We start from the raw sequence: 21,599 nt of genomic DNA on the forward strand, positions 1-21,599 counted from the left end.
AGGCCATTTTCGCCCGTTTGATCCCAGAATCTGCACGAAGGATTCTTCAAAGCCCCGTGATCTGCACGAAGGATCGAAACCGGCTGCAGGTGGCGTCCGTTGTACAGATAACGGGCCTAAGTCCGCCTGATAAGCCCGTTATCTGTACAACGGATTCTGAGTAGCGGGCGGACCACAGCAGAGCAAGAGACAGCGGGAAGCCGCCCAGCCGCTAAAAGGTCCCTACCAGCGGCCGTTCCGGGGCCTCGGCTGGCAGACCGGGCAGCTGTACGAGGAACGGTTCATGAACGAATCACGCCGAATCAGCGTGGAGAGCCCGGCGGCGGCACACCTGGGACAGGGTTCGCCCTCGCGGCCATAGGCATTCAGGGACCGCGAGAAGTAACCGGATGCCCCGTTGACGTTGACGTACAGGGAATCGAAGCTGGTTCCTCCGGCAGCCAGCGCCCGGGTCATGACATCGCGGGCTGAATCGATCAGGCGCAGCGCGTCGGCACGGCGCATGGTGTCGGTCGGCCGGGCAAAGTGCAGCTTCGCAGCCCAGAGGGCCTCGTCCGCGTAGATGTTTCCGACACCGGAGATCAGGCCCTGGTCCAGCAAGGCACGCTTGATGCCGGTCCGACGCCTGCGCAGCCGAGCGTAAAACTCGTCGAAGGAGAACGCCGGGTCCAGCGGATCGCGGGCAATATGGGCAGCTTCCTCCGGAATCAGCGGCAGCTCAGTTTCGGACAAACCGCCGGGAGCTCCGTCGGGAGTCGGCAGCAGGTCGGTGAGGAAGACTCCCCCGAAAATCCGCTGGTCCACAAAGCGCAGCTCCGATGGCATGGGGGTCCCGTCGGCAGTCACCGCGGGGCTGAGCGTAAACCGGACTTTGAGGTGTTTCTCGTCGGGCAGGTGCGGATCTTCCATCAGCAGCTGCCCGCTCATGCCCAGGTGCGCCATCAGCGCCAGGCGGGGAACGCCGTCGTCGTGCCCGTCAGGGACAGCGTCAGTAACGGAGGCTTCCACCAGCGGCATCCACAGGAATTTGCCGCGGCGCACGACGTCGGTGACCACCGCGCCCTCGAGGTTGCCGCGCAGGTCTTCAGGACCGGCGGCGTGGCGCCGCACGGAGCGGGGATCGAGGATGTCGACGCCGGTGATGGTCCGGCCGCGGACCCATGAGGCCAGTCCGCGGCGGACCACTTCCACTTCGGGCAGTTCGGGCACGGAGCTAGGCTCCGGCGGCCGTGCTGCCTGAGGGGCAGATGATCTTCCAGGTGGCGGCGGCAGCTTCCTGCTCCGCTTCCTTCTTGGAGTGTCCCACGCCGGAACCGTAGGCTTTGTCGCCGATGTGGAGCACGGCAACGAAGCTGCGGGAATGGTCGGGGCCGGAGCCGGTGACCTCGTAGTGGATGTCACCGAGTTTCCGGCTGGCGGCGATCTCCTGGATGCTGGTCTTCCAGTCAGTGCCGGCGCCCAGGGCCTCGGCGTTGCGCAGCAGCGGACCGATCAGGCGCATCACCATGGCCCGGGCGGTTTCCATCCCGTGGCAGAGGTAGACGGCGCCGATCAGGGCTTCGGTGGTATCCGCCAGAATGGAGGACTTGTCCCGCCCGTTGGTCAGCTTCTCGCCCTGGCCCAGCAGAATGTACTGTCCCAGTTCAAGGTCGCGGGCCACACCGGCCAAAGCACGGGTGCTGACGACGGCGGCGCGGCGCTTGGCCAGATCGCCCTCGGACAGCTCCGGGTTGTCCCGGTACAGCGCGTCGGTGACGGAGAAGCCCAGGATGGAGTCACCCAGGAACTCGAGGCGTTCGTTCGTGGGGATGCCGCCCTGCTCGTAAGCGTAGGAGCGGTGCGTGAGCGCAAGACGAAGCGTCCCGGCGTCGATATCGACACCGAGACGCTTCAAAAGCTCTTCAGTATTCTTCACTTTTTGGTTCTGACCCGAAAAGCAGTATTCAAGTCCCGGTCCGGCTGACCGCACCGGGAAAGGAACACTGTTTTAGACGTCCGCTACCTTGCGGCCCTTGTATTCAAGGAACAGCGCGGTACCAGCTGAGTCGGTCACGACCTTGGCCTGGTGAGGCAGGCTGTAGGTAACGCGGCCGTTCTCAACGGTCTTCACCAGGTTGGGGGCAGTTGCCTTCCACTGGGACCGGCGTGCACGCGTATTCGAGCGGGACATTTTCCGCTTGGGAACAGCCACGACTAACTCTCTTCTCTCTCGTCTGACTCTGTACTTGTTGCCGCAGAATTGTCTGCGGCGCTGCCAGCCAGCCCGGAGAGGGCTGCCCAGCGAGGATCCACTGTTTGGTGGTGGTGACCCGGATCCTCCTCAAGGCGCGCTCCGCATTCGGAGCAAAGGCCTTCGCAGTCCTCCCGGCACACCGGCTGGAACGGCAGGGTGGTGACCACTGCGTCCCGCAAAACCGGCTCAAGATCGATGACATCTCGCTCGATCCGGTGTTGCTCTTCTTCCTCTTCTGTTCCGAAAGACTCAGCGTCCTCGTAGTAGAAGAGTTCCTGCACATCGACTTCTTCGTCGTACGCGATGGGCTTCAGGCACCGTCCGCATTCTCCCTGAACGGGAGCGATGACGGTTCCGGATACTAAAATCCCCTCGTGCACGGCTTCGAACCTCAGGTCCAGATCGAGATCTGCTCCTTCCGGCACGCCGATAAGCGCAACACCGAAGTCCTTCGGTGCCGGAACATGTTCATGCATAGTCCGCATGACTCCCGGGCTGCGCCCGAGATCCTTGACACTAATGGTCAAGGGCGACGAACCCGGATTAATCCGCGACTGAACGCTAATGAGAACTCCTGTAGAACATAGACCGACATATCATCTTAGCCTGATACGGCCGATTCTCTCAAACTGCGCCGCACCAAGCACCAAATCGGGCAGGGCACGGGCTGCTCATTCCAGTTTACAGGCCAAGCGGCAGTCGGTTTACCGGCGGACGTCCTGCTCGCATAGGCTGACGGAATGTCGTCCTCCCTCCGCGCCCTGCCGCACCGCCTGGTGCTCCGGCTGCAGCGCGGAGTTCCCCGGAGCGTGGATGTGGCGGTGGCCGGCGTGGTTTCGGTCCTGCTGATCTGGCTTTTCGCCGCCGCCAACCTCTTCTTCTATCCGCAGGCCGCTTCCGCAGGCAGCCCGGGAAAGGCCGACGCCGTGGTGGTCCTTGCCGGCGCAGCCTCCGAGCGCTTTCCGGTGGGGCGCGAGCTGATCCGCGAGGGCGCAGCTCCGGAACTGGTGCTCTCCAGCACGGAGACCCCGGGGAACGTGACCACTGATCAGTACTGCGACTACATGGCCGGTGACACGGTCACCGAGGATCCCGCCAGCGCCGCCGTGACCTGTTTCTTCCCCGAGCCCATGACCACGCGCGGCGAGGCCCGCGCCGTCGCCCGCCTGGCCGCGGACAACGGCTGGGACGAGCTCATTGTGGTCACCTCGCGCTATCACCTGCTGCGGGCGGAAACCAACATCAGCCAATGCACGACGGCGAAGCTCACCATGGTGGCGTCGGAACCGGATCTGTCGGCCAAGCAGTGGCTGGACAGGTTCGTGGAGGAAACCGGCGGGCTGGCGGCCGCACTGCTGCGCCCGGCCTGCGCCAGCGCAATCTAAGCCGGCCGCGGCAACGGAAAAGCGTCCTGCAGCACATCCAGGGAAATGCGCAGCCGCGGCAGAGACGCACGGCGGGCAAGACGCACCGGATCCAGCGTGCGGGCCTGGGCGGCGGTAACGTCCACGCGGGTGACGGCGGATTCCTCCAGGGTGGTGAAGAAGTCCCGGAATTTGAAGGTATCCCCTGCAATCACGGCGTCGCTGATTCGCACCCAGACCCACGGCACCCCGTAGGCCTGCGCCACAATGATCCCGTGCAGCGAGCTGGAGATGCAGGACCGGGATCCGGCGATCTCCCGAACCACCTGTTCCATCCCCTGCCTGGCATCCACAACATGAGCGCCCGTTTCCTGCGCATCCGCGAACAGTCCGCGGTGATCCACATGCGGAACCACCGCCACCTTCCCTTGGGACGGCTGCCCGTCCGGCACCGTTAGGAAGCGTGGCAGCAGCAGCGCAGGATCGCCGTAAACTTCAGGGACTGTCCAGCCCAGCTGCGAACGCAGCTCGGCGGCGGTGAGTGCGCCGCGCACGGCATGGACCCGAACCTCGTGCAGTCCGGCCAGGCGTTCAATTACCGCGGGCTCCGGCGTCCGCATCAGGCCCGCACCCCACACCCGGGTGCCGTCCTGTTCCAGCCAGCCCGCCGTGGAACCCACGGTGACCAGCGGCGGAACGTTAAGCTGCCGCCGCCACCCGTTGACCGGTTTCAGGCCGCTGATCTGCCGGACCAGCCAGGGGCCGACGGCGTCGCCAAAGTTCGGGCGCTCATCCCACCACAGCAGGTTGACGCAGCCCTCCGGGACCTCCCGGGCACCGGACGCCACAGCGGCCGACGGTGCCAGCATGGCCGGGAGCCGCCGTCGGACATCTTCCAGTGCCGCCCACTGCTGTTCGGGTGTGGCATCCGGCGGCAGGTTGGACATCAGGTGGCGCTCGATGCCGGGTCCCGCCGGGGACTCCTCGTCACGGATGAGGTCGGCTTCGCCCAGCAAGGCATTACGGAGGAGCGTCGCGCCGGGGACGGCATCCGGTGACAGGCTTTCCGTTCCCCCGCCGGCCCTGGAAACGGCACGGACGGAAACGGCACGGACGGAAACAGCTGTGCGCGGACCGCCGGCGCCGTCGTTCAGTTCAATGAGCTCCAACGCAAGCCGGACGCCCGCCGTCCCGGAGCCAGCCAGTTCCGGGAATTCCAGCTCGAAGACCACGGGTTCCGGTGTCTGCCCGGGCGGGAAGAGCGGGCGGACCCTCGGCGGCATGCCGCTAAGCGCCCTGTTCCTGGTATAGCCGGCGATACGCGGCGCGGGGCACCAGTTCCGAAACGTCACCGCCCAGGGAGGAGACTTCCTTGATCAGGGTCGATGAGAGATGCGTGTAGCGGCTTTCGGCCGGCAGGAACACGGTCTCGATGCCGGTTAGGTGTCGGTTCATGACAGCCATCGGCAGCTCGTACTGGTAGTCCTGCACCGACCGCAGGCCCTTCACAATGGCGTTCACGCCGTGTTCGCGGCAGAAGTCCGCCAGCAGGCCCTCCCCCATCGGCACCACCGACACGCCGCGCAGCCCGCCGAGGGTTTCACGCGCCATAGCCAGCCGTTCCGGCCCGGAAAAACGGTACTTCTTGGCGTAATTGGTGGACACCGCTACGAGGACTTCATCGAACAGGCTGGCGGCCCGAGCGATCACCTCCACGTGTCCGTTGTGGATGGGGTCATAGGATCCGGGGCATACAGCGCGTCGCATAGGTCGAATCTACCCGGTGTAACGGGCAATAGGCGCCCGTTCATAGACGAACACCGAAATTTATCTAGTGAGTTTTCGCCAACTGTTCGAGCAACCGGCGTTGCTCTGCTAGTTCTCCAGCGATCGTATCGATTTTCTGCAAGAGATTTTCAACGTAGCTGACGATATCTTCAGGCACTTCTACTTCCTCCACACCCTGCGGAGTGGTACTCGAATGAGGCGTTTCCTTGCTGGACACACCCACCTGTGCCATGAGCGGAAACGATAACAGGAGCGCATCAAGGGAAATTTGCAACTCGGGAAGAGCTGCGGCATCTGCGACAGCGTGGACGTCGAACGCAGCAATATCGTCCTTGGCCACATCGACGGACCTCACAGCCGAGACATCTAACGTGCTAAAGAAATCCTCGAATTTGAAAGTATCCCCACCCAATTTGTGGTCCTCAACACGGACCCAAACCCATGGAACCCCGTAGGCCTGGGCGATGATTACTCCATGTAGTGACGTGGATAAGCAGACGCGTGCGGTGGCAATTTGTCGAACGACGCGCTCCAATCCATCCTGAACATCCAACACACGTACCGAATTAGACTCCAACTGCTTGAAATAGTCCATATGCAGGTAGTGCGGTACGACTGCGACTAAGTCTTTCTGCTCGCGCCCTTTCGGAATCGGGAGGAATCGAGGCAGCAAAAGACCTGGATCACCAAAGACCTCAGGCACCTCCCACCCCAACTTCTCCACAACCTCATCCCTCGTTAACCGGCCCCGGACTGCACGGACGGAAACGTTCTCGAATGTACTTAGCTGCTGCACTGCTGCATCCGAAAGGGGACCCATCAGTCCGGTGCCCCACACTACGGTTTCGTCCCGCTCTATTAAGTTGAGTATGGAACCAACCGTCATCAAGGGCGGGCTAGACAATTTCCTTCCGTGCCCGTTAATCGGACTCTTGTTTGCTATCTTCGAGATCAACCATGGACCAATTGCATCACCAAAATTCGGTTTCTTATCCCACCAAAGCGCATTGATACAGTCGGCCTCCATATGGGAATCGGAGATATATAATTGGTTACCGATTAACCCAATAACACGGGTGAGCCATTCATGACATTTCACTGCAGCAATATAAGGCAAGTCCTGAGATAGGGGAATCTCCCCGAGTATATGTCTTTCGCCGCCAGCCTTAGCCATTTCATACGTACCAACAAGAGCGTTCCTCAGCGTTCTCCGAGCCGGATCGCTTCGCCCTAGTACGCTACCTACAAACCCCCCCTGAATGTAGGTTAAATCCAATGCGAATTTAAGTTCTTTGCTCTCGAACTCAATTACGGCCGTATTGGCTTTATAGGCCCACACGCTGGTGCATACATCAGCGATTTCAGCCGATTGCTTGAGGCATGAAATAATATTATCAACATGTACTTTTGGGGCTGGCATTCGTAACCCTGTCTAATGAAACTCGGCTAGGATAGCATGACGGTAGATATACTGAGACTGCTACTGTTTATCAACTTAGACATTACCTCAAGATCACTTTATCAACGCATTTCTCCTTGACGTTGCTTGCCGCCGCCCTGTTATCCCTCTGCGAGGCCATTCGAATTTGGCAGTAGTGCGGGTAATACTGGTAGGCATGAGCTCTCTCGACCGCACCAGTCTTCTCCGCTCCGCTTCGGCTTCCGGCACCCCGCCCTGGCAGCGCACCGCCGCCGGCGCCAATCTGCTCGGTCCGGACGGGGCCCTGGGAGTGACCATCTTCGAGGAGATCACGGTCCTGTCCGGCAAGCACAACGCCATCAACCTGGGCCAGGGCTTCCCGGACGAGGACGGACCTTCGGTCATCAGCGAAGCCGCCCGCGAGGCGATCAGCGCCGGTGCCAACCAGTACGCTCCGGGCCAGGGCCTGCCGGTGCTGCGCAACGCCGTCGCCGCCCATCAGGAACGTTTCTACGGCCTGTCCCTGGATCCGGACACCCAGATCATTGTCAGCACCGGCGCCACAGAAGCCATTGCCGCCGCCCTGCTCGCGCTCACCGGTCCGGGCGACGAGGTCCTGACCTTCGAGCCGTTCTACGACTCCTACGGGGCGGTGATCGGACTCAGCGGAGCCACCCACACCACCGCACCGCTGAGAGCTCCGGACTTCCAGCCGGACCTGGCAACCCTGGAGGATTCTTTTACCGAGCGCACCCGCGTGGTGCTGGTGAACAATCCGCACAACCCCACCGGCGCCGTGTTTCCCGCCGAAACCCTGCAGCGGATCGTGGAGCTTGCCGCCAAGTACAACGCCGTGATCGTTACCGACGAGGTGTACGAGCACCTCACCTTCGGTCCCCGGCATGTTCCGGTGGCGACCCTTCCCGGGGCGGCGGAGCGCACCCTGACGATTTCCTCGGCAGGCAAGACCTTCTCCTTCACCGGCTGGAAGATCGGCTGGCTGTCCGGACCCGCGGACCTGGTCGCCGCCGTCCGCGCGGTGAAGTCCTTCCTCAGCTACAGCTCCGGCACTCCGTTCCAAAGCGCCATTGCCCTGGGGCTGGGGATGGAGGATGAGTTCTTCACCGGCATCGCCAGGACCCTGCAGAACAAACGCGACGTCCTCAGCGAGGGACTGCGGGCCGCCGGTCTGACCGTTTTTGAGCCGCAGGGCACCTACTTCGTCAATGCCGACGTCGCACCCCTGGGCATCACCGATGCCACCGCGCTGGCCCGCCGGCTGCCCGAGCTGGTGGGGGTGGGCGCCATCCCGGTGGCGGTGTTCTGCCACGACGACGGCGCCCGCCGGACCAGCTCACTGCTGCGGTTCGCGTTCTGCAAGAAAACCGAGGTGCTGCAGGAAGCCGCCGAGCGCATCTCGAAGCTGGGTCAGGTGCTCTGATGGCTGCTTCGGATAAGACCCCGTCCCGGCTGCTGCGCGGCATCGGCGCCCACGCCACCATTACTGAAGACGGCTTCACCCCCGGCGCCTGGGTGCTGAGCATCGGCGGCGCCGAGCAGTCGCACGTGAACCTCGCCCATCCCGACGAGATCTTCTACGAGTACCTACGCCGGATCGGGAACGTGCTGGACCTGGCCGCCCCCGCCGGGCAACCGCTGCGGACCCTGCACTTGGGTGCCGGCGCGCTGACCCTCACCCGCTACCTCCAGGCCACACGTCCCGGTTCCGAGCAGGTGGCCGTGGAGCTGGAGCGGGAGCTGCTGGACTTTGTGCTGGCGCATCTGCCGCTGCCGGAGGGAACCGTGCTGGAGACCGTCATAGGAGATGCCCGGGACGCCCTGCCCCGCTGGGAACCGGGGTCCTTCGACGCCATCGTGCTGGACGTCTTCGCCGGCGCCGACGCACCGGAGCACCTGACCACGCCCGAGTTTTACGCCGAAGCCGCGGCCCTGCTCTCCCCGGCAGGGGTGCTGCTGGTGAATGTGGGCGACGATCCGGGGCTGGCTTTCTGCCGCCGGCAGGTCCGCGCCCTGCAGGAGGGGATGTCCGGGATTCCCGGCGCGGGACTCGCTGCGCTGGCAGAGAAGTCCATGTTCAGCGGGCGTTATCCGGGCAACATTGTCCTGGCCGCCACGGCCTTCCCCTGGCCTGAGGACTGGACCGTGCAGCTGCTCGCCGCGGGACCGCATCCGGCCGACGTCCTCACCGGTGAACGGCTGGACGTCTTCGCGTCGGGTTCCTAGGAAGCGCCCTCTGCCTGTCCGTCCTCGGCATCATGGTCGTCGGCCTGCGCACCATCGGCCTGCGCCGGCTCTGCGAACCACAGCGTGGTCTCCCCGTACTTGCGTTCGCTGAAGCGCTCCATGCCGGCGGGCCACACCGGCTCCGGTGAGCGGGTGGAGCGTTCCAGCACGACGACGGCGCCCTCGGCCAGGTGCCGGGGCAGGGCCCGCAGCACGGAGTTCAGATCCTCTTCGTCCAGGTCATAGGGCGGATCCAGGAACACCACGTCCCAGGTAACCTCGGCGGGAACGCGCAGCAGGTAGGTGTCGGCCTTGGCGCGGTGCACGTTGACGACGGACCGGCCCGCGGCGTCGTTGATCAGCTTGGCGTTCTGCTTGCAGGTACCCGCGGCCTTGTCGGCCAGCTCCACCAGGTCCACGGAGACGGCGCCGCGGCTGGCGCTTTCCACCCCGAGGGCTCCGGATCCGGCAAAGAGGTCCAGTACGCGGGCGCCGGAGAGGACGTCATAGGACTCCAGCCGGGAGAACAGGGCTTCCTTCACCCGGTCCGTGGTTGGGCGGGTTCCTGTTCCGGGAACGCTGGTCAGGGAGGTTCCGCCGGCGGTTCCGGCAATGATGCGGCTCATGGGTTCACTTTATCGGGCTTTGAATCGGAGCGGGGACACTGGCAGTTGCCCTGCCTGGGGGTAACGGACGTCTTAGCCGCGGTCCAGGAAGGCTTCCTTCTCCGGGTTCAGGTAGTCCTCAATCGCCTCGTTCAGCGCCGGGTGCTCCGTCAGGTCCGGATCCTCCGCCACCAGGGCCGTGGCGGAGGCTCGGGCCTTTTCAATCAGCGGTTCATCCTGGATGGCGCGCAGCAGCTTCAGCGTGGAACGTCCCCCGGACTGCGAAGCGCCCAGGATGTCTCCCTCACGGCGCAGCTCCAGGTCCCGCCGGGAGAGCTCAAACCCGTCGGTGGTGGATGCCACTGCCTCCAGCCGTTCCCGGCTGGGATGCCCGGGTTCCAGCCTCGTGACCAGCAGGCAGGTGCCGGGCAGGCCGCCGCGGCCCACCCGGCCGCGCAGCTGATGCAGCTGGGAAATGCCGAAACGGTCGGCATCCACGATCACCATGAGGGAGGCGTTGTGTACGTCCACGCCCACTTCGATGACCGTGGTGGAGATCAGCAAATCAATGTCGCCGCGGGTGAACGCCGCCATGGTCTCGGTCTTGTCCACGGGATCCAACCGGCCGTGCAGCACTCCGATCCGCACTCCTGCGAGCGCCGGCGCCTCCGAGAGCTGCTGATACATTTCGGCGACGGAAGCCAGATCCGGTTTGTTCGCTTTTCCTCCCGGGGGCGGGCCGTAGTCCAGCAGGGTCAGGTCGGCTCCCGGTTCTTCTTCCTTGTCCCCGATCTTGGGACACACCACGTACACCTGCCGCCCGGCGTCGATCTCCTCGCGGGCGCGCTCCCAGATGCGCCGGCCCCAGGCCGGTTTTTCCGCCAGCGGCGCCATGAAGGTGGAGATAGGCGCGCGGCCGGCCGGCAGTTCGGTCAGGGTGGAGACTTCCAGGTCGCCGAACACGGTCATGGCCACGGTCCGTGGAATGGGGGTGGCGGTCATGACCAGCAGGTGCGGAGTGCTGCGGCCCTTGGTACGCAGCACGTCCCGCTGTTCGACGCCGAACCGGTGCTGTTCGTCAACGACGACGAGTCCCAGGTCCGCGAACTGCACGTGTTCGGAGAGCAGGGCATGGGTGCCGATCACAATACCGGCGGCCCCGCTCGCGGCGTCCAGCAGGGCAGCCCGGCGTCCGCCGGTGTCCATGGATCCGGTCAGCAGCGTGACCCGGGTGGCGTCGTCGTCGCTCCCCAGCCTGCCGCCCTGCCCCAGCGGGCCCAAGGTCTTGGTGATGGATTCATAGTGCTGCGCGGCGAGGACCTCGGTGGGGGCCAGCAGAGCGGCCTGGCCCCCGGCGTCGATCACCTGAAGCATGGCACGCAGGGCCACCAGGGTTTTGCCGGAACCCACCTCGCCCTGCAGCAGCCGGTTCATCGGATGCGGGCGGGCCAGGTCCTCGGCGAGTTCACGGCCGACGGCGAACTGGCCGTCGGTGAGTGTGAACGGCAGGGCTGCGTCGAACTTGTCCAGGAGCCGGCCGGGCTTTGGCGGACGCGCGGTGGCATCTTCCTGGGCTGCGTAGCTGCGGCGGCGGGCCAGCGCCGTCTGGAGCACCAGGGCCTCCTGGTAGCGGAACCGGTGGCGGGCTTTGTACGCCTCGCCAATTTCCGCGGGCCGGTGAATCTTCTCGTAAGCCTCGGCCAGGCCCAGCAGATGCTCCGTCTTCCGGATGGGCTCGGGAATGGGATCCTGCAGCTGTTCGGTCTGCATGGTGTCCAGCAGCAGGTCCACCGCCTTCTTGATGTCCCAGCTGTTGAGCTTGGCGGTGGCGGGGTAGACGGGGATGGGGCGCTTGGCCATTTCCTCGTCGTCGGCCTCGTCATCAAGCACCACGTAGTTGGGGTTGGTCAACGTGAGCTGCTGCTTGTAGACGCCCACCTTGCCGGAGAACATGGCGCGGGTTCCCACGGTGAGTTCCTTCTGGGCGTTCCAGCCGTTGAAGAAGGTCAGGTGCAGCTGGCCCAGCGCTCCGGAGGCGTCATCGGTGACCACCACTTCAAGGAGGGTTCCCTTGCGGGTCTGCATGCGCCGGGCGTTGGCGCTCTGCACCCTGGCAATGAGGGTGACGTCCTCATCGAAGGGGATTTCCGCGATGGGCGTCAGCTCTCCGCGTTCCAGGTAGCGCCGCGGAAAGTGGTGCAGCAGATCTCCAACGGTTTTCAGGCCCAGGTGTTTGTCTAGCTTGGTGGCGGAGGGCTTACCTATGCGCCGTTCGAGCGGGAAGTCCAGTTCCGGGGGAACGTTAGACTTCATGGGCCTCGTGGATTTCGCTGATGATTTCCTTGGTTTCGTGGCCGTCGGCGGACAGCTCCGTGACGGTCAGATTCATGGGCTCACCCACGGTGCGCAGCAGGTCAATGGCGGTGCCTGCGTCGGGCGTGTGAACGTGCACCCGCCAGCGGTACCCTTCCCCCACCGCATTTACTGCACTCATGATCACTGAATCCCCCACCTCATCCAGCTGCAGGCGGAGCGTCGCGGCGTCCAGCGGGCTCAGCGTGATGGTGCACATGACTTCCACCCCCTCCATCCGCGGCATGGTGCTATGGATGTGCGGGGCCTGCACGTCGTAGCCGTGCAGGCCGTCCAAGAGCTCTTCCTGCAGCTCCTCGCCGAGAGCTGACGCCCGCAGGGCGTCCAGCACAAGCAGGAACCCGACTCCCCCGGCATCCACCACACGTGCCTGGGTCAGGGCGTCCAGCTGGAGTTCGGTGTTGACGACGGCGGCGAGGGCGGCATTCATGACGGCGCGCAGGGTGGCGGCCAGGCCCACATTGCTGTCATCGCCGGATTGTGCGGCTTCCTCATCCATGGCGGCACGGGCCGCTTCTTCCAGGACCGAGAGCATGGTGCCGGGAACCGGATCGCTCAGGACCGACCAGGAGCGCAGCTGCGCACGGTGAAGAGCCGTGGCCAGCAGCGGCGCAGAAAGCCGGGTGCTGCCTTGCAGCGGTTCAGCCATGGCGGTCAGGAACACGGAGAGCAGGGTGCCCGAGTTGCCCTTGGCGTCCTCCATGGCCGCGCGTCCGGCGATGGCCAGCAGTTCACCGATGTCGGCGGTGTCGACGTCGGCGATGGCGCGGGAAGCGGAGCGAAGCGTGAGATACAGGTTGGTGCCTGTGTCGCCGTCGGCCACCGGGAAGATGTTGATCGCGTTCAGCCGGTCACTGTGATTGCCCAGAGACACTTCGGCGTTGCTCAACCATCGCTTCAGCGCTTGTGCGTTCGCGGTGATTTTGGTCTGCAAAGTGATTCCGTTTCCGTGCTGGCGCCGCTGATCCGGACCGCAGGCGTCATTGCCTGCGTGCCGGTTTGGTCAGTAGGAACTCTACCGCAGCCGCCTTGGCGCCGCCGATAACGATTTGCATAAATGTGGGAAAGTTGAGGGATGGCCAACAAGCGGTACGCGGACGTTGCCGCGGCAAGACATATGAGGGACGCCCCCCTTGGACCGCAGACAGATACAGAGCGGGGCAAGCGCACCGATCCTCTGCCCCGCCCGCCTGCGGGCGGCCGCGCACCCCAATCCGAGAAGGACCGGGCGTACCGGAAGAAGCGTCTGGTTGCCCTGGTGCTGACAACCCTGGTGTGCCTTTCCGTTCCCACGCTGATAACCCTGCTGGTCCTTTTCGGGTAAGCGCGTGGGCTGAGGCGCAAAGTACTCCATTTGCCCCGGATCCGACTTCTTATTCCCCCCAATCGCGTTTCGGTTAGACTGAGCCGAGCTATTGGGCTGTTGTCAAGCTAAGTGGGGAATTTATGCCAGTTGTCATGCCAATTTATGGCACCAGGCCGGAAGCCATCAAAATGGCGCCGATTGTGGCCGCCCTGAAGAAATCTGACGTGCTGGACTGCTTTGTCACCGTGACCGGCCAGCACCGCTCAATGCTGGACCAGGTGAACAACCTGTTTGGGATTGAACCCGACTATGACCTGAACATCTTTGAGCCCGGCCAGACCCTCAACGGCATCCTTGCCCGAACCATCGACGGGCTTGAAAAGCTCTTCAATGTAAACCGACCGGACGCCGTCATTGTCCAGGGCGACACCACCACCTCCACCGCCGCGGCCATGGCAGCGTTCTACCACGGCATTCCGGTGGTCCATGTGGAGGCCGGCCTGCGCAGCGGCGATCCCTTTTCTCCCTTCCCGGAGGAAGGCAACCGGAAAATCACGTCGCAGATTGCCTCGCTGCATCTGGCCCCCACCGAGGGAAGCCGGCAAAACCTGCTGGCGGAGAACATCAACCCGGCGAGCATCGTGGTTACCGGAAACACCGTCATCGATGCGCTGCTGGCTACGGTGGAAAAGAATGTTCCCTTTAAGGACCCGGAGTTGGAAAACCTTGCGGAGTCCGGCCGCAGGGTTTTGCTGGTCACCACGCACCGCAGGGAAAACCAGGGCGAAGGCATGCAGGGCATTGGCCGTGCTCTGGCACGCATTGCCCGCGCCGAGCCCGACCTGAGCATTGTCCTGCCGATCCATGCCAACCCGCTGGTCCGTGAAGCAGTGCTCCCCCATGTGGACGGTCTGGGCAACGTCCTGGTCACCGAGCCGCTCGAATACGGCGAATTCACCCGGTTGCTCTCACTGTCACACATCATCCTGACCGATTCCGGCGGGGTTCAGGAAGAGGCGCCCAGCCTGGGTGTCCCCGTGCTGGTAATGCGCGAAAACACGGAGCGGCCGGAGGCTGTGGACGCCGGCGTCGTGAAACTCATCGGCACCGACGAGGACCAGATTGTAAACGAAGTGGGCCTCCTGCTGCACGACGGGAAGTACTTCAACTCGATGGCGGAGGCCATGAATCCCTACGGGGACGGGACTGCCGCAGCCAGGAGTGTTGCCGCAATTCAGAAGATTCTCGTCTTGAAGTGACGCCAGGTGGGGCGAACTATCCACCTTCAAATCGCAAACTTTAAACGGACTAAAACCCTGACCGCCAAGCCGGTTGGGCAAAGGGGAAAAATGATTGGTTGGCAGGCTCCTTTCAAGGCAGCTAGAGAATTCGAGAAGCGCCAGAATTGGTCGGCAGCGGTTCGTATATACAAATCATTGCTAAAGGCTGGAGAAATAGACAATGCCCGCATAAACTACCAGCTTGGTAATGCGCTGTTTCGGTCTAACGATTTGGGCCAAGCGGAACAATTCCTCAGGCGTGCGATTGACCTAGAGCCTGGGAATGCGGCCTGGCACTACCGCTTGGCATTCGTGTTGGAGCGACAAGGGCGCCATGAACTTTCCATCGAGCACTATCAATCCGCCCTTGGCATCGATCCGCACAAGCCTGCATGGCATTACAGACTATTTAAATGTTACTCAGCCTTGGGTGACAAAGAACGCGCCATGGACAACCTCCTTGAGGCACTAAATGGGGATCCCACGAACCCGCGTTACCACGATCTGGTTGCTGCTGATCTGCGAACCAAGGGCCCACGCTGGCAAGAAGCGCAGGCTCTTGAACGCGGCCTCCCGCACCATGAGGAGGAGCATGCCTGGCACGTTCGAATGGGAGCGAGCTATGCGGCTTTGAGTCGCCACCAGCAATCGGCTGCTAGCTACCGAATCGCCAACAAGCTCAAGTCCGGCGATGCTAAGCATTTATTCTTGGAAGGCGAACAGTGGGAACGTGCGGGCGATTTGCAGGATGCTCGCGCAGCTTTTAGCGCCGGTATAGCTCTTGATCCGGATTCAGTTGAGGCCCGGTTCGGCATCGGTGCGTACTACCAAGGAAAAGGCGACTGGGACAGGGCGTCTAGCGCATATGAACTGCGCAAAAATGAGCACCCCTTGGATGCAGAACTCCATTTCCGTGCTGGGCTGGCCCAAGATCGGTGCTTCCGCTGGGATCAGGCTGCCGAAAACTATATTTCTGCAATCGCGCTCAATGAAGACCAACCATACTGGCACTATAAGTTGGGATTTTCATATGAACGCATGGGAGCGTGGAGTGACGCGGCCAGTGCATACGAATATGCTGCGTCCAAACAGCCAGGAAATCACTACTGGTGGTACCGCGCAGGTTTTGCCTGCGTAAAAATGGGGGAGTTTGAGAAAGCTTGCGATTTCCTTCTAAGATCGTCGCCGATCGGATTCCCGACTACCGAGGGACACTTGGCAGACCAAGCTGAATCCACCCCTTACGAAATCCAGATCGCTACACGAAGGCTGCAAATCCGGGACTTCGCAAAAAACCCTGAATTCCATCGCCGCACGGCGGACGCTTTCGCGGCGGCACATGACTGGGATGCCGCAGCAGACGGCTATGAGAGAGCAGTCCTCACATCTAATAGTCATGATCCGCAGCTCTACTATCTGTGGGGAAATGCCCTGGCGCAATCCAGGCAATTTGAAGCTGCCGCCCACACCCTTATTCAATCTCGTATCTTTATGACCCCAGACGGCATAGACGTTCCCAAATATTTGAAGAACAAGTCTCAGAAGCATTCGATGCAATACCTTGAATACTATGAGTCAATAGATATACGGCCGCGCACTATCCTTTGGGAAAGCAACCACGGGTCAACCGTCGGCTGTCACCCTCTGGCCATATTCCGCCACCTTGTTGATCTACCCGAGTTCAGCGGCTATCGCCATGTGTGGGCTGTGAACGATCCCTCGGTCGTCCCCGAAGATGTGCGCCGCCGCAGCAACGTGTTCTTCGCTACCCCGCACTCGGACCTCTACTTGCGGGTGCTGGCAACTGCATCGCACTTGATCAACAATGTGTCGTTCCCTCCCTACTTCATGCGTAGAGAGGGACAGCGTTACTTGAACACTTGGCATGGGACGCCCTTCAAGACGCTGGGCAAAGATATGCGGGGCGAGGCCATGGAACACAGCAACCTTGCCCGCAACTTTCTACATTCCTCACATATCATGTCGCCAAATGACCACACATCCTGGGCGATAATTGATCGACATGACCTTACCGGCTTGTTCAAAGGCAAAATTCGTGTCACTGGTTCGCCACGCCTAGACAGAATGATTAACATCGGCGACGCGCTGAGGAGTGAGATACGAAACCGTTTGGACCTTAGTGACGATCGGCCCGTCGTGCTATATGCACCAACATGGAGAGGATCCACAACGGATCGCGTTTTGGATAGCGCCGCCATTCAAGCCGATCTGCTGGCAATGGCCGGCTCGGGCCACCACTTGATATTCCGTGCGCACCGCCTCACAGAAAAGCTCCTCGCGGGCCTGGATCTCGGGGTAACAATAGTCCCTGCAGATATCGATACGAGCGACCTTCTGGCTGCCGTTGACGTCCTGGTCACTGACTATTCAAGCATTGCCTTCGACTTTATGCCGACCAAACGTCCCATCGTCTACTACACATACGACTTCGACGAATATAGCGAACAACGCGGATTGTACCTAGACGAATCTGAGATGCCGGGCGATTTCTGCCGTGAACGAAGCGAGCTTGCGTCAATCCTCGAATCTGCAGTGTCAGGATCCACCGCAGGACCTCGAGAGGAGTACGTAGCCGCTGTTAAAAAATTTGCCCCCTTCGAAGACGGCCGCGCGGCGGCAAGAGTCACCGACTTCTTTTTCAATGACGAAGTAGACATCGACGATGCCGCCGACGAAGTGCCCGTAGCTCTGTTCCATCACAGCCTTATTCCAAACGGCATCGCTACATCATTTCGCAACCTCGCGCGAAGCCTTCCAAACAGTGACGTTCGTAAAGTATTGGTTGTTGAGCCTCACGTACTGAACAAAGATCAGGGACGACTCTCTCAGCTGGACCTATTGCCTACCGATGTGCAACTCGTCGGACGCATAGGACAGCAATCCCTCCGCCCAGAGGAGCGCTGGCTGCAGGATAAGTTTACGCAGCAGCATTCCCTGGCCTCTGCTGAACAGTGGAAAATCTATATGGGCGCGATGAAACGGGAGTTCTATCGCATATTCGGTCCTGCCACCTTCGATTCCATCATAGAATTCGACGGATACTCCCCCTTTTGGGCATCATTGATGGCTTCTGGTGGAACAGCGGACACGACTCATTCGATATATCTTCATAACGATATGTTTAATGAATGGAAAATGAAATTCCCCAACTTGGAAGCAATCTTTAAGCTATATGACTATTTCGAGAACATGATCTCGGTCTCGGAAAGCCTCAGTAACAAAAACGCCGCATACCTCGGTACCGGTTTTGGAATCGACGCCAGCAGATTCGTATATTGCAACAATCAAATTGATGCCAAAACCGTCCTGAGCAAAGCAAAGGATTCCGTTGATGCAGATATCGCAGCCTGGTTCTCTCGCACGGAACATAACATCCTGGCAATTGGACGCCTCTCTCCCGAGAAGGATCATGCCAAGCTCATTAGAGCATTTATTGCCTACCACAATGATCATCCGGACAGCAATCTAATAATAATCGGAGATGGGCCCCTCCGGGATAACCTTAGGCATCAGATTACGAGTTCAGGAGCTGAAGACTACATAATGCTGGCTGGCCAGCGATTAAACCCCTATCCCGCACTTTCCAGCGCCTCTGCGTTTGTATTGAGCTCTCTGCACGAGGGGCAGCCTATGGTGCTGTTTGAAGCGATGATCTTACGACGGCCCATTATTTGTACTGATATGCCTGGGCCCAGAGACGTCTTGCAAAATCGCTACGGCCTCATCGTCGACAATTCCGAAGAGGGTCTGCTTCACGGTCTGAGTGCCCTGCACAACGGCTCTGTACCTCAGGATTTGTTTGATTCCGCGGCCTACACTGTAGACGCAAAATCTCAATTCCTTCTGACTACCTTGATGGAAGCACAGCCGGCAGACGCAAATGCTTAGACGGCACACTCCATTGCAGAGGCCGGCAGCATTAGGAGCTGTGCAGTGGTTGGAATCGGGATAGCAAGAAATTCGGGATTGCAAGTCCCATTGCAATAGGATCGCCTGTTCCGGTCCGTGCGCTGTTTACAGTACTTGGTCACGAAGGCCAAGATACGGATTGAACCCCGATGACCACGAGCGCGGCCGAGGATACTGGTTTGGAAGCCACCTGCTATCGCCTTCAATGCCATTGAGATTGCCGGTGGGGGCCAAGGACCGAGGTCGAAGAGGCCGCCGGCTCCCACCGACGCTCCCATATTGCTTCATGGAGGTATTCCTGGTATCGACGCAGATCGCGCTGTGCTCCGTGCGGTCCATGATCGCATTGGCATTCACACAGGAGTCGCGAATAGCTGGTGCCAGTCTTTCTTGGAGCAATAGGTGAAGAGCAATCTCCAAGCCGTGTCGTACCAGCGCTCGCTCAGTTCCAGCAGCATGCTGCCCCTGCCCTTGTCGGGCGTGGCGAGAAGCCATTCTCGACCACGAGCAGGGTGTAGGCCGCGTACTTGGTCAGAAATTTAGTTTGTTCATGTGGCTTGTCCTTCACCAACCGCAAGGCTTCCTCAAGGTCCGACATGCGGGCGTAGTGGGCCCGGACCCGATGCTGGCAGGCGTGCTTGGCCAGGGCACATCCCCAGTGGGACTTCTCGGACCGGTGAATCCATGAGACATGAGGTCTGCTGCATTCGATGGACGAACACGTCCCGAGCTGGGGGATTACGTTTCGGTCCGGATCGTACTCGTCTACGAGGTGGATCCGCGCAGTTCGGGGCGTCCGAGCGCCTGGCTGCACGGTTCTGGGCCAGAACCGATCAGCCTCACGGAAGAAGAAACCGTCATGGGTCTCGAGGAGGCCGAGCTGCGGGCAGCTCTGCGTGCGGTGGCATTGAAGCATCCGACGTGGGAGTGGCGGAAACCCCGCTGGCACCTGCGCACCCAACTCCTCTGTGCTGGCGTGGCCCTGAACGCGATCGCCGAGACCGGCATCGAACCGACCTATGTCCGGTGCGACATCGGGCCTGAGTTTACCGCCGGCTCGCTCATTGACGGTGTGCCGCTGCCGGGGTGGACTGGGCGTTTATCGTTGCAGAACGGGTTTATAGAATCCTTCAACGCCCAGTTCCGAAGAGAGCAGCTCGCCTCGGAGACCATCGACACCGTCACTGAAGCAGAGTATTTCGCCCAGAATTAGAAAGCTATCTACAATCATGAACGTCCCCAGCGATCCCTGGGCGGTATGACGCCGAAGCGGTACTGGGAAGACTGGGCGCACGGAAAACCAATTAGCTGTCGCATAAGCACTGGACTGCTAACGAGGACCCAAACAACCTCGCTAAAGGTTGAAGGGCCAGTAATTCGGAAGGCATCGAGGATATGGTTGCACCGCACCGCAGGCGCGGTCGGTCGATTTCATCTGATCTCGCTGACGAACCGGACAGTTACCGAGCCCCGGGAGCACAGCCTTTTCGGCAGCGCATACGCAGTGATGACAGGGACCTGGGCAATGCCTGGCCGAAACAAAGATGCTGTTCCTGCCTACCGACGGCACCCTGGCCAGGGATGTAATCAGTTCCCGACCCACGCCGGATACTCCGAGAGAGCTGTTCGCCATCCGGACATGCCACAGGATTCAACTTGGCGAGTTTCTTCACGTGCTATCCGGATGGGCGATGAGGCTTATCCGGCCCAATTCCCACAACAGACCCGGACACTCGATGGCCATGGACCAGATGGAAGGTATCATCACTCTGATAGTGGATTATCCCGGCCTCCTATTGATCCGTGTACAGACAGCACACTAGTCCGTTGGGACCACCGGACATCAGTTCATAATTCAGCACACGCAGGCTATTCGGTATAAAACGCGCGCTCCATAGACCTTCTAAGGTCAATATCTACCTGATGGTGTGATGTCACCGGTTTCTGCTTGGTGCGTTGCCATTTCCAGTCCGAGCTAATTCCCATAAAATGGCGGTGCATTGTTGCTTTGCACTCTTCCATCTTTATACCAACAACCGCATGGGTCTTCCATTGGATGGCGCGAGACATTTTTTGCGGTGCTATGGTCCATTTGGGCGTGGTAGGAGGACGGCGAGTATCATAATACGTATAGTCAGCGAACGATTCCGACGTTCCTGTTTGTCCAGCCGTTTCGATCCAGCGACCCGTATAGTAGACGGCCCCCGTTCGGGAAGCAAGGGCTGCGTCAAATACTGTTCCGTCTCCCTTAGTCATAACCAATTCATCAACGTCCGCGTTCAGGACACCCCGCGCACTTTCAAGGAACCTTCGCCGAGCGTGCTCCATAATTCCATATTCGCAGTAATCTGAATCCCAAGGCGCATTTTTCAACCCATTCCAATTGCCGCCTTGGGGGCCAAATTTGAAGGGCCAGCGAACAACGACTGCGGTCTTTACCCCGTGCATTGATATAGCGTCCAGGACGTCTTCTGGTCCGTACGCAGTGGATCCATTATCATAAATGAGTACTGCATTTACATTCTGTTCTGTTACATGAAATTTGACCCAATCAGATATCCACTCAAGCCGGTTATTTTTAGATTTTGTAACTAAGACATTGCAATCTCGAAAAAGGTCTTGCAAATTTCGACTCAGATTGAGCGATACAATCAAACTTGATGAAATCATATTTACCACCCCTTGGGGGGCAGTGTCGTAATGTAATTTTGTTATCGACGTGCGATTCAAAGAATGAATACTGACGTCTGCTGGACGCCTGTCCGATAGGAAAAGACTATCATTGACTAGTGCCTCGAGGTTCAGCAGAGGTGGTCCGATCAGTTCCACTCCGGAGTCCGTACAAACCGCGTCATAAAACAAAGTTCGGTCATCAAAAAGGTCTTCATAGCCCTCTTGGCGTTGATTCGCAGGACGAGGCGGTATCCTGCCACTAATCCGACGCGGCAATACAATCGGCGATGGATTCACTACCATTCTCGTAATATTTTCCACTCGCATCCTAACTGACAGACAATCTCAGACTTTTCTCCCGATAACAGTGCCGGAAGAGCAGC

At 60.5% G+C, this 21,599-nt stretch carries 17 protein-coding genes and 1 pseudogene; 7 read left to right on the forward strand and 11 right to left on the reverse strand.

The window, feature by feature from the left end:
- Nucleotides 1-222: 222 nt before the first annotated feature.
- The 4 genes from mutM to CXR03_RS12255 form a co-directional block, all read right to left on the reverse strand.
- Entirely contained in the window at nt 223-1,209 is a 987-nt protein-coding gene (gene mutM, locus CXR03_RS12240) for a bifunctional DNA-formamidopyrimidine glycosylase/DNA-(apurinic or apyrimidinic site) lyase (RefSeq protein WP_104103980.1), read from the reverse strand.
- A 4-nt stretch (nt 1,210-1,213) separates the two neighbouring features.
- Nucleotides 1,214-1,915, reverse strand: a complete 702-nt coding sequence (gene rnc, locus CXR03_RS12245; RefSeq protein WP_104103981.1) for a ribonuclease III — start codon at nt 1,913-1,915, stop codon at nt 1,214-1,216.
- Nucleotides 1,916-1,987: 72 nt separating this feature from the next.
- On the reverse strand, nt 1,988-2,191 hold the full coding sequence (rpmF, locus tag CXR03_RS12250) for a 50S ribosomal protein L32 (RefSeq protein ID WP_055240805.1): 204 nt from the start codon (nt 2,189-2,191) through the stop codon (nt 1,988-1,990).
- 2 nt (nt 2,192-2,193) lie between these two features.
- Nucleotides 2,194-2,760, reverse strand: coding sequence for a DUF177 domain-containing protein (locus CXR03_RS12255; RefSeq protein ID WP_104053820.1), 567 nt, complete (start codon nt 2,758-2,760; stop codon nt 2,194-2,196).
- A gap of 213 nt (nt 2,761-2,973) precedes the next feature.
- Here CXR03_RS12255 and CXR03_RS12260 point away from each other — a divergent pair, with 213 nt between their 5' ends.
- Entirely contained in the window at nt 2,974-3,618 is a 645-nt protein-coding gene (locus CXR03_RS12260) for a YdcF family protein (protein ID WP_104103982.1), read from the forward strand.
- Here the strand turns inward: CXR03_RS12260 and CXR03_RS12265 are convergent.
- From CXR03_RS12265 to CXR03_RS12275, 3 genes are all read right to left on the reverse strand, one after another.
- Complete coding sequence (locus tag CXR03_RS12265) at nt 3,615-4,880, reverse strand: polysaccharide pyruvyl transferase family protein (RefSeq protein ID WP_146070502.1); 1,266 nt, start codon at nt 4,878-4,880, stop codon at nt 3,615-3,617. The genes CXR03_RS12260 and CXR03_RS12265 overlap by 4 nt on opposite strands.
- A gap of 4 nt (nt 4,881-4,884) precedes the next feature.
- Nucleotides 4,885-5,364, reverse strand: a complete 480-nt coding sequence (coaD, locus tag CXR03_RS12270) for a pantetheine-phosphate adenylyltransferase (protein ID WP_104053817.1) — start codon at nt 5,362-5,364, stop codon at nt 4,885-4,887.
- Between the two features lie 64 nt (nt 5,365-5,428).
- Nucleotides 5,429-6,805 (reverse strand): polysaccharide pyruvyl transferase family protein, encoded by a 1,377-nt coding sequence (locus CXR03_RS12275; RefSeq protein ID WP_104103984.1) that lies wholly within the window; start codon nt 6,803-6,805, stop codon nt 5,429-5,431.
- 196 nt (nt 6,806-7,001) lie between these two features.
- Between CXR03_RS12275 and CXR03_RS12280 the strand changes: the two genes are divergently transcribed.
- Together CXR03_RS12280 and CXR03_RS12285 are read left to right on the forward strand one after the other, a co-directional pair.
- Nucleotides 7,002-8,246 (forward strand): aminotransferase class I/II-fold pyridoxal phosphate-dependent enzyme, encoded by a 1,245-nt coding sequence (locus CXR03_RS12280; protein WP_104103985.1) that lies wholly within the window; start codon nt 7,002-7,004, stop codon nt 8,244-8,246.
- Nucleotides 8,246-9,049, forward strand: coding sequence for a spermidine synthase (locus CXR03_RS12285; protein ID WP_104103986.1), 804 nt, complete (start codon nt 8,246-8,248; stop codon nt 9,047-9,049). Before CXR03_RS12280 ends, CXR03_RS12285 begins: the two co-directional genes overlap by 1 nt.
- Here CXR03_RS12285 and rsmD read toward each other — a convergent pair.
- From rsmD to CXR03_RS12300, 3 genes are all read right to left on the reverse strand, one after another.
- Nucleotides 9,046-9,675: a 16S rRNA (guanine(966)-N(2))-methyltransferase RsmD gene (gene rsmD / locus CXR03_RS12290; protein ID WP_104103987.1), complete on the reverse strand. Its 630-nt coding sequence runs from the start codon at nt 9,673-9,675 to the stop codon at nt 9,046-9,048. The genes CXR03_RS12285 and rsmD overlap by 4 nt on opposite strands.
- A 72-nt stretch (nt 9,676-9,747) precedes the next feature.
- Complete coding sequence (gene recG, locus CXR03_RS12295; RefSeq protein WP_104103988.1) at nt 9,748-11,967, reverse strand: ATP-dependent DNA helicase RecG; 2,220 nt, start codon at nt 11,965-11,967, stop codon at nt 9,748-9,750.
- Nucleotides 11,957-12,928, reverse strand: coding sequence for a DAK2 domain-containing protein (locus CXR03_RS12300; RefSeq protein WP_104104133.1), 972 nt, complete (start codon nt 12,926-12,928; stop codon nt 11,957-11,959). Before CXR03_RS12300 ends, recG begins: the two co-directional genes overlap by 11 nt.
- A gap of 174 nt (nt 12,929-13,102) precedes the next feature.
- Here CXR03_RS12300 and CXR03_RS12305 point away from each other — a divergent pair, with 174 nt between their 5' ends.
- From CXR03_RS12305 to CXR03_RS12325, 4 genes and pseudogenes are all read left to right on the forward strand, one after another.
- A complete protein-coding gene (locus CXR03_RS12305; protein WP_104103989.1) occupies nt 13,103-13,351 on the forward strand; it encodes a hypothetical protein in 249 nt (82 codons plus the stop codon).
- A 122-nt stretch (nt 13,352-13,473) separates the two neighbouring features.
- The gene (gene wecB / locus CXR03_RS12310; RefSeq protein ID WP_104103990.1) at nt 13,474-14,592 is read left to right on the forward strand and encodes a non-hydrolyzing UDP-N-acetylglucosamine 2-epimerase; all 1,119 of its coding nucleotides are present in this window, start codon (nt 13,474-13,476) and stop codon (nt 14,590-14,592) included.
- 90 nt (nt 14,593-14,682) lie between these two features.
- Nucleotides 14,683-18,522, forward strand: a complete 3,840-nt coding sequence (locus tag CXR03_RS12315) for a CDP-glycerol glycerophosphotransferase family protein (protein ID WP_104103991.1) — start codon at nt 14,683-14,685, stop codon at nt 18,520-18,522.
- An 804-nt stretch (nt 18,523-19,326) separates the two neighbouring features.
- Nucleotides 19,327-19,862, forward strand: a pseudogene (locus CXR03_RS12325) (integrase core domain-containing protein); the annotation flags it as partial.
- A gap of 550 nt (nt 19,863-20,412) precedes the next feature.
- Here CXR03_RS12325 and CXR03_RS18170 read toward each other — a convergent pair.
- Complete coding sequence (locus tag CXR03_RS18170; protein WP_146070503.1) at nt 20,413-21,537, reverse strand: hypothetical protein; 1,125 nt, start codon at nt 21,535-21,537, stop codon at nt 20,413-20,415.
- Nucleotides 21,538-21,599: the final 62 nt, after the last annotated feature.

The organism is Arthrobacter sp. 08Y14 (assembly GCF_002929455.1).
Taxonomy (GTDB): Bacteria; Actinomycetota; Actinomycetes; order Actinomycetales; family Micrococcaceae; genus Arthrobacter_B; species Arthrobacter_B sunyaminii.